This is a genomic window from Chloracidobacterium sp. (genome assembly GCA_016716305.1).
Classification (GTDB): domain Bacteria; phylum Acidobacteriota; class Blastocatellia; order Pyrinomonadales; family Pyrinomonadaceae; genus OLB17.
Map to the genome: position 1 here is coordinate 127,329 of JADJWP010000002.1, position 14,164 is coordinate 141,492.

Sequence of the window (14,164 nt, forward strand, 5' to 3'; positions counted from 1 at the left end):
ATATAGCCTTTTCACTTATGTATTGGCAGGTACGTCGGTCGTTGCCCTTGCGTTCATGCTCGGAGCATTCGCCTTACTGAATAGTTGGGGGACGGGGGCTGCGGATACGCCAGATCAGGCACAGGCAACAGAAGTTCCCTCGGTGAAAACGGACGATCCGGCACCTTCAACAGAGGCCAAACCCGATGTTTCTTCCAACGGCGGATTTGCGTTCTCAAACGAAGATACGGCCGATATTGTCCGCGAAACGACTCCGTCGATCGACGAGAATTCGAGGGACAGTCATAAAAAGCCGATCGAGCATCCCAAACCTGTAGGATTGGTGGCAGAAAAAGCTCCCGAAGATTCTAAAGTGTTGGTCTCTTCAGAAAAACCGGCAACTGCGAACACGGTCGAACCCGCGAATACGGCAGTCGCGACTGCCCGGTGTGCGGACGGAACTTTCAGCTATCGGAAGACCCGGAGCGGGACTTGTTCGCATCGTGGCGGCGTTGCTGAGTGGTTGGACGGTTCTAAAGCCTCGACGAAGCCACCCGATGCAAAACCTGCTAAGACCGAGACCGCGACTCCGAACGGTGAACGTAAGTTTATACTTGGTTCGCGGGGCGGCTGTTACTACCTCGGACCGTCAGGCAACAAGAATTATGTAGACAAGAGTTTTTGCAACTAAAACTGACTGGTTTTAAGTTGCTGCCAACGGACGTGCTTGTAACCGGCACGTCCGTTTTTTATTGCTTTGGTAGAAGCGTAACGATGCTGAAGTAGAGCATCACTGCAACAACCCCCCAGCCTGCGGCCTGCAGCCAGATCGGATGACGATAGTCCTTCACGATCGAAGAGCGTCGTGATGCGAGCAGTACGATCGCCAGCCCGAAAGGCAAAATGAACCCGTTGACCGTCCCGGCCCACACCAAAACCTGCACCGGTCGTCCGACCGCGAGAAAGATCAACGTTGAAACAGTAATGAATGCGATGATCAAAAGATCGCTTCGCGCATTTAAGCGTTTGCTGAAGGTTTTCAGGAACGAAACCGACGTGTAGGCGGCGCCTATCACCGACGTTATCGCTGCGGCCCACATAACGACCCCGAAGATCCGATATCCGATATCCCCTGCAGCGCTCTGAAAAACTGACGCTGGTGGATTGGCATCGTCGATCGCAAAACCCGCCGACAGGACCCCAAACGCGGCAAGGAACAATAGGAACCGGATCGCAGCCGTCAGCATTATGCCGGTTATGGCGCTTCGGTTGACCTGCGGCAAGTTCTCGGTTCCGACGATGCCCGAATCGATCAGGCGGTGAGCGCCTGCAAAGGTTATATAACCTCCGACAGTTCCACCGACCAAGGTGACGATCGCCTGGGCATCGATAGTTAACGGGAGAACGGTCCGGTGGATGGCCTCGCCTATCGGTGGAGCCGATCTGAACACGACGTAGACGATCAACCCGAGCATCACGATTCCAAGGATCTTGACAAAAACGTCCATCGCCTTGCCGGCGTCTTTCGCCAGAAAGAGGCCAATGGCGATCAATGCGCTGAGAAATGCCCCGATCTCGACCGGTATGCCGAAAAGTACGTTCAGCCCTAAGCCGCTGCCCGCAATATTACCGATATTGAACATGAGGCCGCCAAATACGATCATCGCGGCTAGTATATAACCGCTGCCCCCGAGCGTTTCATTGGCTACATCCTGCCCGCGCTTGCCTGAAATTGTCAGTACACGCCAAACGTTCAACTGAGCAAAAATATCGAGTATGACCGAAAGCAGGATCACGAAACCAAAGCTCGCCAGGAGTTGTTTGGTGAAAACCGTTGTCTGCGTAAGAAATCCTGGGCCGACGGCGGAGGTCGCCATCAGGAAGGCAGCGCCCAGCATCGCTGAAGATGTCTTGACTGATGTCATTTACGGCTTTTCTATTGCAATCGCATTTTCTGCCAGCGCAGACTTGATCGAACGAGCGAAATCGACGGCGTGTGTGGCGTCACCATGTATGCAGATCGTCTCGGCTGTGATCTGGATCATAACGGCCTCTGTCGTTCGAACACGGCCATATCGGATCATATTAAGTACCTGTTCGATCGAAGTTGCAGAATCGCTTATCAAGGCGTTCACTTCGGTCCGCGGCGTCAGGCTGCCGTCGTTTTGATAGGTGCGGTCGGCAAAGGCCTCCGAAGCGGTCCGGAGCCCGATACGTTTCGCCTCAGTGATCGAATGGCTGCCAGAAAGACCAAACAAGATCATGTCGGCATCGGCGGCGTTAACAGCTTCGGCCACGGCAGCGGCGACCGTTGGATCTTTAGCCGATAGGTTATAAAGAGCGCCGTGCGGTTTGACATGAACGACCGCTGCTCCAAGGTCGTTACAAACCTCCTGGAGCTTCTGTATCTGGTTTGCAACCGTGTCAAAGATCTCGTCAGGGTTTAGATCGATAGCAATCCGGCCGAAATTCTGTTGATCTGCATATCCCGGATGTGCACCGATAGCGACGCTGTTCGCGATCGCAAGCTCTACTGTTCGCCGCATCAACTGCAAGTTACCGGCATGTCCACCGCATGCGATATTTGCCGACGAGATGTATTTCATCAGTTCAGCGTCGTTGCCGCATCCTTCGCCAAGATCACAGTTTATGTCGATGGACTCTCGCATTCGGATCAAAGAGTATCACAGACGACAAGGCTAGGAACGCATAGCGATCCCAGTTCGCAGCAGGGCCAGATTCGTCTCGAATTGAAGCGAGATGTCTTCGGCGGTCTCGATCTCGAGCTGTTCGAAAGAGACTGTGTCACCCGGACCTAGCTGTCCCAGGAGCGGAAGATCTGCAGAGATCACCTGTGCGATCCGCGGGTACCCTCCGGTCGTCTGATGGTCGACCATTAATATTATCATCTGACCGTCAGGGAGTAATTGGATAGTTCCGTATGTGACGCCTGACGAGATCAGTTCATCCGATTGCAGCAAATGCAGGGGCTCGCCGCTGAGGCGGTACCCCATCCGATTCGAATCTGATGAAATCGAGAATGTTTCCCGAAAGAACGTTTCCTCGCTCTTTGCGGTCAAAAATTGACTTTCATGGCCTTCTAATACTCGTACGGTGGGAGACCGAGAGTATCTTGGGATCAAATTCCTCGAAATGCCGAGTCCGGCGATCCGATGATTTGAAGAGAATGAATACGCAATTGTGAGATGTGTCCCGCCCTCGATCCGAACTGTCGGCTCGCCAAGCGGCGGATCGAATTCGAATCCGCCGGCAGCCGCGAGGTAAGCTCGTGCGCCTAGGCGTGGGCCGTTGAACCTCAAGACATCGTTCGCAGAAGCCCGGACGAGTCTCCAGTTATCGATCGGAATGCCGTTCAATTCAGGGGCGAAGTCGGCGCCGCCGATCGCAAATTCGATATCGTCTTCAAATTCGATCTCGGGCGCAGGGAAGTGCATTTCAAGGACCGCTGCATGGTCAGGATTTCCGAGAAGTATATTTATCAGACGGATCGCCGTTCGATCCATCGCACCTCCCGGTGGAACTCCGAGCGATCGAAAACCCGTTCGGCCAAATTTCTGAAGGCTAGTGAATATTCCGGGCTTCCTGATAACGACTCTCATTTTGCAATATTTACAAATCGGACCTCGTCACCCGGACGAAAAACACATGGCTCACTCCGGTTGGGGTCGAAGAGCTCCAATTCCGTGCGCCCGATCAGTTGCCAACCGCCGGGCGAATCACGCGGATAAATTCCCGTTTGAAACCCGGCGACGCCTACGCTCCCTTTGGGTACTTTTGTTCGCGGCTTCGATCGCCGCGGTACGGCAATTCGCTCATCGACCGAGCCCATATATGCAAAACCCGGGAGAAAACCGAGCATGAAAACGCGATAGGTCTTACCGAGGAATATATTTAGAAATTCATCAGGGGATAGGCCGCACAATGCCGATGCGTCGCGAAGATCGAGTGCTGATACCGGGTCAAAACTCACCGGGATCTCGATCGGCCGCATCTCGATCGGATCTGAGGCCGATAGTCGCTTGCACAGTTGTTCTACGATCGAAGCGACCGCAGCTGAAGCCGATCGATATTCGGGATATGCCTTACGAACGGCCATAACGTCGTAAAAGACGCTGGCCGACGCATATGCAGGAGCAGCCTCGATGAAGCCGGAAAACGGATCATCGGCAAATTTTTGGCAAAGCACGATCGACTTCAGGTTCAGTTCCTCGGAGATCACGTCACCGAAAGATACGATCACGGCATTGTCGCCAAGAGAGGATATGCGCATTTCGGTTCATCGAGTTCGCTGTTTTGGATCGAGATATTCTCGCAATCCATCGCCGATAAAATTAAATGCCAAGACGGTCAGTGCGATCGCGACACCGGGAAAGAAGAGCGTATGAGGATAGGTCGCGAAATAGTTTCTCGCTTCTTCGATCATCGTTCCCCAGCTCGGAGCAGGCGGTGGAATTCCAAGCCCGAGAAACGAAAGCGAGGCTTCGCTGAGTACCGAACCCGCCATTCCCAGCGACGCCTGAACAATAAGCGGCTGGATCGCGTTGGGCATGATATGAGTCACTAATATACGCATGTTGCTCGCTCCGAGTGCTTTGGCCGCCTGGACAAAATCGTACTCGCGAACCTTCAAAACCTGACCGCGCATCACTCGGGCATATCCGACCCAGCCGATTATGCAGAGTGCCAGGATAAGTTTGCCGAGTCCGGCTCCAAGAAATGCCACCAGTGCGATCGCAAGAAGCAATCCAGGAAATGCCAGAAACACATTGAACAAATATCCCGACAAGAGACGGTCGATCCAACCACCGTAAAAGCCGGCGATCGCTCCGATGATAATACCTATAAAAGCCGATACGGCAACGACCGTGATGCCGACCTGAAGCGAGATGCGGGCCCCGAACAACACTCGGGAAAAGATATCCCGCCCGAGCGAGTCGGTACCGAACCAATGCGCAGCTGACGGTTCGGCAAAACGCAGTTCGAGGTTCTGCGCGGTTACGTCGTGCGTCGCCAAATACGGCGCGAAGATCGCGACAAAAATGACGACGCTCGCAATAGCCAGCCCGATGTACGTAAGACGGTTCATCTACGAAAGTCTGATCCGCGGATCAAGCCAGCGGTAAACGAGATCTGTCAGTGAATTTGCGAAGATGTAAGTGACGCTGATGACCAGCACACAACCCTGGACCAGGCGGTAATCTCGTTTTGCAATGCCGTCTTCCAGCAGCAAAAGCCCAAGGCCCTGCCAGCTGAAGATCTTCTCTGTGATTATTGAACCCGCAAGCAGAACGCCGAGCTGAAGACCCAATATCGTAACGACCGGGATCAGCCCGTTTTTCAAAACGTGTTTGTAGACAACGGTTCTTTCACTAAGGCCTTTCGCCCTGGCAGTCCGGACGTAATCCTCACCGAGTTCTTCGATCACGCTGGAACGAACCATTCGAGTGAGTATGGCGGATAGAGCCGCACCGAGCGTGACGGCGGGAAGGATAATGTCCTCCGGATAAAGGCTGCCCGTGGCGGCAAGCCAACCGAGTTTGACCGCAAAGAAGTAAACAAGAAACGGCCCGACGACGAAAGTAGGAAGGGATATTCCCAGTAGCGCTATGAACGATGCCGCATTGTCGATCATGCCGCCTTTGTTCGTTCCGGCAAGCACGCCAAGCGGTATCGCAATAGCAATCGCAACCAGCATCGATGCCAGAGCGAGTTTTATCGTCGCAGGATAACGCTCAAGGATCATATCGCGGATCGGCCGATCGGTCCTGAACGATGTTCCGAGATCGCCCCGAAGAAGCCCGCCGAAATACTCGGCATATCTGTTATTCAGGCCGTTCCACACCAGACCGTTCTCACGGGAATAGGTTACAAAAAAAGCCGGACGGTCGAGTCCGTGTTTGACGTTGAAATTATCGATCTGTTCCTGCGTCGCCGTTTCGCCAAGGATCGCGGTCGCCGGCGAACCCGGAACGAATTCGATCAACAATGTGACCAGCGACACGACTGTCCAAATGACCAGAAGTATCAACCCGATCTGCCGGGCTAAATTTTGAAGCTTGTATTTCATTCGGCCGCGTATATTCTGGTATTTTTCGACTGACGTGGCAAATTGGCCGGCTGCTGATCAGCGAAGCGGTCGGATCCCGACATGGATCGCCGCGATGCCTCCGGAAAGGTTCGTGTAGCTGACGGATTCGAAGCCGGTCGCCGACATCAGATCTGAAAGTGCACCCTGGTCAGGAAACTTTGAAACCGAATCCGGGAGGTACTCATAGGCCCCGCGTTCTCCGCTGATGAGTCCGCCGATCCGCGGTAGTATATTTGAAAAATAAAATCGAAAGACGCCCCGAAAACCCGGAACTACGGGCGACGAGAATTCAAGAACGACCAGCCGGCCACCCGGTTTCAGAACACGATAAAGTTCCGAAAGGCCGTCTTTGAAATTCGCGAGGTTGCGCAGACCAAAAGCGATCGTTACGGCATCAAATTGCCTGTCATCAAAAGCGAGGCTTAACGCATCGCCTTCGACAAAGGGGATCGACTTTGATTTTGTTCGAGCGACCTCAAGCATCGGTCTGCAAAAATCAGTTGCTATCACCTTTGCGTTGCTGCCTGATTGGAGTTCGATCGAGAGGTCGCCGGTACCGCATGCGACGTCGAGCACCGAGGCATTGTCGTCTTCAAGGATGTCCGAGAGCTTTGAACGGACCTTTCTTCGCCATCGCTTGTCAATATTTGCCGAAAGCACATGGTTAAGAACGTCATAGCGCCCGGCAATGCCCGAGAACATTGCCCTGACGGCCTTGGCATGCTCGAGTTCACCGCGTGTTCGTTGCTGATCCAGGTTATTTTGCTTCGGCATTTGGACCAGTGACAATGATGATGGCCATCGGCGCTCCCGCAAGTTTCGCCATTACCCGTTTCACGTCTGCGATCGCGATACGGGTTTGAGCCTCAGTATCGGCCTTTACCGATACTATGCGATACGTGTCACCATCAAGCCAATCGGTGACCTTGTCCTTTCGTGCCCGTTCAGACCGAGCGACAGCGAGAGCAGCGGAATATTCACTGTCAGTGATCTCCTCGGAAAGTATCTTTTTTGTTAATTCAGCTGCCTCTAGTTTATTGGCCCCATCTGCCCCGGTGACAGGTTGGAACATGATGTTTGAAAAACCGACCACCAATGCACCCGGTAAGATATGGGATTCGAGTCTGACGAAAGCGGCGGTACTTCGTTCGGCACCGAGCCTCGACCGCAATCGGCTTTCGATGATCGATCTCGCGACCTCGGCCGCAAAATGATCCTTGTCATTGCGGGAAAAACCGCGTATCGCGATCCGAACCTCTTTTCGAGATGGGTCCGGCGAATCGATCATCTGAGGAGCTGCGTCGGGAGCCTCGGGCTGACGAAAGGTCGACGGCACTTTCTTGTCTGATTTGAGCCACGAACCAAAGAACCGTCGGGCAGCACGATACGCCAGGGCCGGGTCGAAATTGCCGCTTACGGCAAGCGTCGCATTGTCGGCACCGAAAAGCCGATCGTATGCGAACCGAAGGTCTGCGAAATCGATCTTTTCCAATGATCGCTGCGTGCCCAGGATCGGTCGGCCATAAGGAAATGAGCCAAACAGCTTCGCTGCGGCACCTCGATCCGCAACATATGCCGGGTCTTTTCCGGCTTCGGCCTCGAGGGCGGTCACCATCGCTTTGACCGCTGCTGTCGTTTCTTTGTCGAGACTCGGATTTGAAACTGCACCGGCAAGCGTTTCGAGAAGCGTCAGGAATGCATCCGGACGCGATGACGCATTGATCTGAATGTAATCGTAATTAGTGATCAGCTCGAGAGTGCCGCCAAGATCGTCTGCGAAGTATTCGCGGGACGAACTATTCGGGAAGATGGCCTCGGCCAACATCTTCATCTGGCCTTCCTTTCCCTGCGGGTCAAATGATGCTCCGGCATGTATCCGAAGTTTCACCTCGACCTTTTGCGATGTTTTGTCCGGCCACATCTGCACCTTGAGCCCATTGAGCAATTTCTCTTGCTGCGGCACAAGGACGGATGACTGGCCGAATGCCGGCCCAATTAATAACATTGCGGCGACGAAAATCGCCGCCGAGCGGGTAACAAAATCAATAAAGATCTTCATCTGATTAGTTCGTAAAAACAAGATGTTATCCTTTTTAGTTGCAGAATTCCATTACCGTGTTGTAAGCCATGGCGGGGACATCGCTTTTATGCCAAATTGTTTTTGCATGAGGCGGGCATCGCGTCAACAATCGCACGCATCTACAAGTATTGAACGGACACGCGGGCATGCGACGGCCGCGTTTTGTCAAAAGGGCTTAACATCCGGAGAAAACGCGGTATAATATTTTTTGGCAATTGGATTCCGGCCGTAACCGGTTGAGAGATCGAGAGGCGAAAGAGATGGGAAAGATTTTAAAGTATTGCAGTTCGTGTGATGAGGGATTTGCCGAAAGGTTTGCGTTTTGTCCTGATTGTGGTGCATCGCTGCAAGCTTTCGAGATGAATCCGATATCAAAGGACGAAGTTGTGGCTGATGCGGCTCCCACTCCGTCGATCTTGACCGTAGAGCCTTCAGCGTCGGTCGAAGCATCGGCAGATGCTTCGGTTTGGGAGCAGCCCGATATCACGATCGAAGAGCCGGTCGACGAAGTGCCGGTCACTCCCGAAGTGGTCGCGTCGGAGCCGAACGATGTTTTTGAACCGGAGATTGCGGCGGTAGACGAAGTGCGATCTTCGGTTCCATACATCCGATCACGTCCGGTTTCTGCTGATGAGCCGCGAGCGGTCTCGCAGCCGTCCAATGTTACCCGCGACGATGACGGCGGTTATTACGTAACCGTAATTCAGGAGACGAATGTAAAGCAGAGGAACGTTCTTTTGCTTGGCTCGACGTTTTTTGTCATTTCGGCCGTTCTTTTGAGCTGGGCCGTCTCTCTATTTCAAAAAGACCTAGGAGTCGGGTCGATCGGCGACGATTATTCGATCGCATTGTTGCTTGACAGCGTTCCGATGCCGGTCGAGGAAGAGGAACAGCAGAAAAAAGACGATAAGGATGGCGGCGGAGGCGGCGGTGGTGGCCGCGAAGATAAAGAAGAGACTTCGCAGGGTGACCTTGCCGATCAATCAAGGACGCCTACACGTCCGCCCGATGCAAAGGTATTTCGCAGCGACAATTTTGAATTGAAAACCCCTCCGCCGCAAACCGAAGGCGACCGGAAGTTTGACAAGCAATATGACCGTTGGGGTGATCCGAATTCGAAATTCGCGGGGATTTCCAATGGCCCCGGGACCGGCGGCGGTCAGGGCACCGGAACCGGTACCGGCCAGGGAAGCGGATCTGGAACCGGAACCGGCAGCGGTACGGGATCGGGCAGTGGCAGCGGTATCGGTGACGGCAACGGCGGTGGAACGGGTTCGGGCGGTTCAGGCCCGCCTCCGCGAGCTCCGGCGGTCACGGTCAACTATCGCATACTCGCAAAACCCAAGGCGACCTACACCGATGCGGCCCGTACGAACAACGTTCAGGGCAACGTCCGTTTGAAGGTCACGCTTTTGGCATCCGGACAGGTTGGATCGATCACTCCGGTCACGCGTCTGCCGCACGGTTTGACGGAACAGGCGATCGCGGCGGCGAGGCAGATCCGTTTTGAGCCGAAAAAGGTAAATGGCGTGCCGGTTACCATCAACGTAACGATCGATTACGGATTCACGATGTATTAAACTGACCGGGATGAAGAAATAAAGGGCCGGGACTAGCTGTCAACGGCCCTTTTTTCGTATTTGAGCAGGTTTTCAGATCTCGTTACGGGTCGATTTCGAATCCTCGTTAAGCTCGAATCGGTCTCGATCGCGTTTTTCCATCTTTCGAACGAAATCGAGCGGTTCGTTGTCTTCGAAGTCAATGCCCATAGCATGTGCATTCTCCTCGACATCGGACTGATCGGGAGTAGGGTTGTGGCCAAACACAGCCTCCGAGCCTGAACTGTTCACCTCTTCCCACGAGGCATCTATGTCACCGCCCGAATCGGCCGGCGACGACGAATGATGTTCGGTCAGCCGTTGGAACAGTTCTCCCGGAGCCCGAGGAGCGTGTTCGATCTCTTCGTCCATCAGCTCCTTTACTTCCTGATCGGGCAGCGGCTCGTCAGCGTAGAATTCCAGGTTTTTTCCGGTCATTGTCTCAGTTCCTCCCGGTTGCTCAGATAAATACCACGGATTGCGAAGACGGTATCTCGAAACGCTTTCGACATCGCATGTTCTTGCACGCCAATTGATCATCGATCCGGACCATATAATCGCGTGATTTCTCGTAACGGGCACGGTCGTGTTCATTAAGGTTTCGCGGAGCCTGCTTTCGCTTGGTCCGCTTCATCCATCTGATATCGTAGTCGTTTCGCTCACGGCAATGCGGGCATGCAAAGCTTGCAGTCTTTATCTCTTGCCGTTCGTCAAAAATATCGCGTTCCTGCATACGGTCATTGTAACCGTTTTGAGGAGAGAAAGCAGATTTATTGTTTGGAAGAAAATTTCCTGAGGTACTCGAAGCTGAATATGCCGGTGTCGTGACCATCTGAGAAATGGAAATTCAACGCATAGCGCCCGACAATGGAAATGTGCCGAAACGAGATATCATCGGCCACCTGATCGTCACGAAGCATCTTTTCACCGGTCCATTCATTGATGCACCCGGCACACGGACACGCACGCCTGAGTCCGGGCGCTTGGTAATGTGTAATGCTGTCATCGGACCATTCGATCGTGATCTCAGCGTCGTTCTCTTCGATTATCTTGACCGGTTCGATCATAAACTACTCATCACGGGTCATCTGGCCTATTCCGACTCCCTTACCGCCCGGCCGATCGCTATTGGGTCGATCGCGTAATGCGTGGCGTGATATACCGCACGGCCGTCTCTGATAACGAAAGCCTGCGGCGATTGATGCCGATGGCCTGTTCGCTCGGCAACCGCATCCGAAACCGCTCGCGATTCCTGGATGACGACGACATTGACCTCACCGTCAAAATCGTGCATCTGCTCGAAGATGTCGAAGCTGATACCGCAGCGGTTGCTGTGTTTCAGAACAACGACCGGCTCGACGTTCGATCGCTCGAACGCATCATCGAGGTCGTCAAATGATCCAATAGTTCGAAATGATGCCGGCATGACTATAAATTCTGATAGAGATTTGGCGGAGGCGGCGAGACGAACCTTTCAGCCGGTCCCGGAAACACTTTTCGATATGCCACGACGTTGGCCATGAAGATCAACGGGATCGTAAGGTAGATCCCCACGCATAACACCAGGTAACCGAGCATCGCGACGACGAACCCGACGGCAAAAAGGCCGACGACGCCGGCCATGTTCTTCCATACTGCCGAGGCACTTAGCCGGATCGATTGCCATGCCGAAAGCCCCTTGTCAGCCATCAAAGGAAACGCAAACATCATCAGAGTGTGCAGACAGACCATGATCACTGCAAAAACGAGCTCGACGGCGATCATGCCGATCAGGAACGGCAAAAGCTCGTCTTCGCTCATCCGTGTGCCGGCAACCGCCATAGCGATCATCGGAACATAGATCAGTACGACCATCACCAGCACCGGTATAAAGATTATCAGTGAAAGGATGAAGCTTTGCAGGAAGAGATCAAAGCCCTTGAAGAGCTTGTCAAAGCCGATGGTCCTGCCATCGTACTTCTCAAAAAGGCAAAGATAGACGCCGATCATCATCGGGCCCATGATCACGATCGGTATCACGCTTGCCACAAGCAGGCCGACGATGACCACGCCGAAGACCATCCAGTATTGGTCCTTGATCCGATCCCACGCCTCTTTGAAGCACTCGACCGGCCGTATCACGCCGGTATTGAATTCAAGATTCTGCATCGTTCTCGCGTGTCTTACTTTTGATTCGAAACGGACATTCGACCTATAAGACTTAAACGCCTAAGAGGCCGTTGTTTCAGTTATCGGACGGTATAGATCCGCTCGATATAATCGCTCACCATCCTGTCGCTCGAAAATTGAGGCGTAAGCGTCGCGATCGAATCCTTCATTCGTGCGATCCATGCCGTTGGCAATCCCGTCGCATCGCGATCGTAAAATGCCGGTATCACCTCATTCTCAAGCGATGAATAAAGTGCATCGGCCTCGATCGCATCGATCTCTTCGTCGCTTTGAAAATCCCGCATATCACCGATCGAAAAACCATTCGTGCCGTTGTAGCCTTCGATCCACCAGCCGTCGAGGATCGAGAAATTAAGCACGCCGTTCATCGCAGCTTTCATCCCGCTCGTCCCGCTCGCCTCATGAGGACGACGCGGTACATTCATCCAGACGTCGACGCCATGGACAAGGTATCTGGCGACCTCCTGATCGTAGTCTTCGATGAATACAGCACGCCTCTGCCAATTCGATTCGTGGTTTATCGACATCAGGTCCTGAAGTATCTGCTTTGCGGTGCGATCCTGCGGATGAGCTTTGCCAGCGAATACGAACTGGACCGGCGTATCGGCGTGGTCGACCATTTTCAATAATCGATCGATGTCCGAAAGGATAAGGTTCCAGCGTTTGTACTGGGCGACACGCCTTGCGAATCCTATCGTCAGTACATCGGGCGAAAAAAGTCCGGCCGTTTCCATCCGTTCGTTGATCGTGTCGCGGACGCCTGTTTCCTTTGCCCGCGTCCGGCTGCGGATGAAGGATATCAGCAGATTCTTGAGCGTCATGTGCCGCTGCCAGATCTCGGCATCTGGCAGGTCGCTTACAGCCGATGCCCAGCTGCCGCTATCGTGCGTAAGATCTTTCCAATCGGGACCGATGATGTCGAGATACAGGTCCTGAAAGGCCGGTGCGATCCAAGTCGGCGGATGAACACCGTTGGTGACGTGTGTGATCGGGACCTCGGCTTCATCAGGGAACATCGCACGCCACAGCTCTCGCGAAACCTCGCCGTGTTTTTCGGCAACGCCATTGGCAGATCGTGTCATCCGTAAAGCGAAAGGCGTCATCCCGAACGCCTCATCTTTGTTCGCCGGGTCGACGCGTCCGAGCGCGTTGAAAGCGTCGGCATCAAGCTTTAGCGATGCGATGTATTCAGGGCTGAAGCAGCCGGCGAGTGTCTCGGGCAGGAAAACATCGTTGCCTGCGGCGACCGGAGTATGTGTCGTGAAAACGCATTGCTGACGGACCGCTGCTTGAGCCTCTTCGAAACTTGCCTGCGGGTTTGCGGCGATGTACTCATGCACCAGCTCTAAGGTCGAAAACGCAGCGTGGCCTTCGTTCAGGTGGAAAACCGAGGGCGAGATCCCCAGCTTTCTCAGCAATCTGACACCGCCGATTCCGAGCACCTTCTCCTGAACGATCCTCGTCTCGGTGTCCCCGCCGTAGAGATGTCCGGTGATCATCCGGTCGACCTCGCTGTTGCCTTCGACGTTCGTATCGAGCAAATAAAGCTTGATCCGCCCGACCTGAGCAAGCCATGCCTGAGCGTGGACCTCGCGTCCGCGGATCCGGACCATTATCCTTACCGTCTCGCCCGTCGGCTTTACCACAGGCGTGATAGAAAGGCCAAGATCAAAGATGTTCGAGTAATGCTCTTCCTGCCAACCGTCGTGAGCGATGTCCTGCCGGAAATAACCATATCGATACAAGAGGCCGATGGCGACAAGCGGAACGTTCATGTCGCTGGCCGATTTGAGATGATCGCCGGCGAGTATCCCGAGACCGCCGGAATAGTTCGGCAGGGAATTGTGAACGCCGTATTCGGCACAAAGATAGGCTACCGGATGTTCGGGTGTCGGCCCGTTGTCAAAATATCTCGGACGCTCGGCCATATAGGCATCAAACCGCTCGGCAAAGCGGTTAAGCTTCTCGACGTAATCGGGCTCTGCTGCTTTTTGCCAAAGCCGGAGCTCGCCGGCATCGGCCAGCATCTTCAGCGGATGCTGTTCGCAGTCATCCCAGAGCTTCGCATCGATCTCGCGAAAAAGTTCGACGCCTTCCGGATGCCACGACCAATAGAAGTTCTTCGATATGCGGTCCAAAGCCCTGATCGGCTCAGGAAGCTGAATGCCCAAGGGGTTGAAAGAGCGAAAAGTTAGATCCATCGATTCAGAAACAGCATGTTGCATTGTG

The 14,164-nt window shown here is 53.8% G+C and carries 16 protein-coding genes; 2 read left to right on the forward strand and 14 right to left on the reverse strand.

What is annotated here, in order from left to right; genetic code table 11:
* The first annotated feature begins 55 nt into the window (after positions 1-55).
* Positions 56-670 carry a DUF3761 domain-containing protein gene (locus IPM28_02435; protein ID MBK9171849.1) on the forward strand — a complete coding sequence of 205 codons (615 nt, stop codon included), beginning with the start codon at positions 56-58 and terminating at the stop codon, positions 668-670.
* 58 nt (positions 671-728) lie between these two features.
* On the opposite strand, the gene IPM28_02440 is transcribed toward IPM28_02435, so the two are convergent.
* The 8 genes from IPM28_02440 to IPM28_02475 are packed head-to-tail and all read right to left on the reverse strand — an operon-like array spanning position 729 to position 8,147.
* Positions 729-1,877 (reverse strand): divalent metal cation transporter, encoded by a 1,149-nt coding sequence (locus IPM28_02440; protein ID MBK9171850.1) that lies wholly within the window; start codon positions 1,875-1,877, stop codon positions 729-731.
* A 27-nt stretch (positions 1,878-1,904) separates the two neighbouring features.
* Complete coding sequence (locus tag IPM28_02445; GenBank protein MBK9171851.1) at positions 1,905-2,648, reverse strand: LamB/YcsF family protein; 744 nt, start codon at positions 2,646-2,648, stop codon at positions 1,905-1,907.
* A 30-nt stretch (positions 2,649-2,678) separates the two neighbouring features.
* Complete coding sequence (locus IPM28_02450) at positions 2,679-3,599, reverse strand: biotin-dependent carboxyltransferase family protein (protein MBK9171852.1); 921 nt, start codon at positions 3,597-3,599, stop codon at positions 2,679-2,681.
* Positions 3,596-4,270: a 5-oxoprolinase subunit PxpB gene (pxpB, locus tag IPM28_02455; protein ID MBK9171853.1), complete on the reverse strand. Its 675-nt coding sequence runs from the start codon at positions 4,268-4,270 to the stop codon at positions 3,596-3,598. Before pxpB ends, IPM28_02450 begins: the two co-directional genes overlap by 4 nt.
* A 6-nt stretch (positions 4,271-4,276) precedes the next feature.
* The gene (locus IPM28_02460) at positions 4,277-5,086 is read right to left on the reverse strand and encodes an ABC transporter permease (GenBank protein ID MBK9171854.1); all 810 of its coding nucleotides are present in this window, start codon (positions 5,084-5,086) and stop codon (positions 4,277-4,279) included.
* Entirely contained in the window at positions 5,087-6,067 is a 981-nt protein-coding gene (locus tag IPM28_02465; protein ID MBK9171855.1) for an ABC transporter permease, read from the reverse strand.
* Positions 6,068-6,124: 57 nt separating this feature from the next.
* Positions 6,125-6,862 carry a bifunctional demethylmenaquinone methyltransferase/2-methoxy-6-polyprenyl-1,4-benzoquinol methylase UbiE gene (ubiE, locus tag IPM28_02470; GenBank protein ID MBK9171856.1) on the reverse strand — a complete coding sequence of 246 codons (738 nt, stop codon included), beginning with the start codon at positions 6,860-6,862 and terminating at the stop codon, positions 6,125-6,127.
* Complete coding sequence (locus tag IPM28_02475) at positions 6,846-8,147, reverse strand: insulinase family protein (protein MBK9171857.1); 1,302 nt, start codon at positions 8,145-8,147, stop codon at positions 6,846-6,848. The genes ubiE and IPM28_02475 overlap by 17 nt, the downstream gene beginning before the upstream one ends.
* A 281-nt stretch (positions 8,148-8,428) precedes the next feature.
* Here IPM28_02475 and IPM28_02480 point away from each other — a divergent pair, with 281 nt between their 5' ends.
* Entirely contained in the window at positions 8,429-9,748 is a 1,320-nt protein-coding gene (locus IPM28_02480) for a TonB family protein (GenBank protein MBK9171858.1), read from the forward strand.
* Between the two features lie 72 nt (positions 9,749-9,820).
* On the opposite strand, the gene IPM28_02485 is transcribed toward IPM28_02480, so the two are convergent.
* From IPM28_02485 to glgP, 6 genes are all read right to left on the reverse strand, one after another.
* The gene (locus IPM28_02485; GenBank protein ID MBK9171859.1) at positions 9,821-10,204 is read right to left on the reverse strand and encodes a hypothetical protein; all 384 of its coding nucleotides are present in this window, start codon (positions 10,202-10,204) and stop codon (positions 9,821-9,823) included.
* 22 nt (positions 10,205-10,226) lie between these two features.
* The gene (locus IPM28_02490) at positions 10,227-10,499 is read right to left on the reverse strand and encodes a hypothetical protein (GenBank protein MBK9171860.1); all 273 of its coding nucleotides are present in this window, start codon (positions 10,497-10,499) and stop codon (positions 10,227-10,229) included.
* Between the two features lie 37 nt (positions 10,500-10,536).
* Entirely contained in the window at positions 10,537-10,833 is a 297-nt protein-coding gene (locus tag IPM28_02495; protein ID MBK9171861.1) for a DUF971 domain-containing protein, read from the reverse strand.
* A gap of 26 nt (positions 10,834-10,859) precedes the next feature.
* Positions 10,860-11,192 carry a bacillithiol system redox-active protein YtxJ gene (gene ytxJ, locus IPM28_02500; GenBank protein MBK9171862.1) on the reverse strand — a complete coding sequence of 111 codons (333 nt, stop codon included), beginning with the start codon at positions 11,190-11,192 and terminating at the stop codon, positions 10,860-10,862.
* Positions 11,193-11,194: 2 nt separating this feature from the next.
* Positions 11,195-11,914, reverse strand: coding sequence for a hypothetical protein (locus IPM28_02505; protein ID MBK9171863.1), 720 nt, complete (start codon positions 11,912-11,914; stop codon positions 11,195-11,197).
* An 80-nt stretch (positions 11,915-11,994) separates the two neighbouring features.
* Entirely contained in the window at positions 11,995-14,136 is a 2,142-nt protein-coding gene (gene glgP, locus IPM28_02510; GenBank protein MBK9171864.1) for an alpha-glucan family phosphorylase, read from the reverse strand.
* Positions 14,137-14,164: the final 28 nt, after the last annotated feature.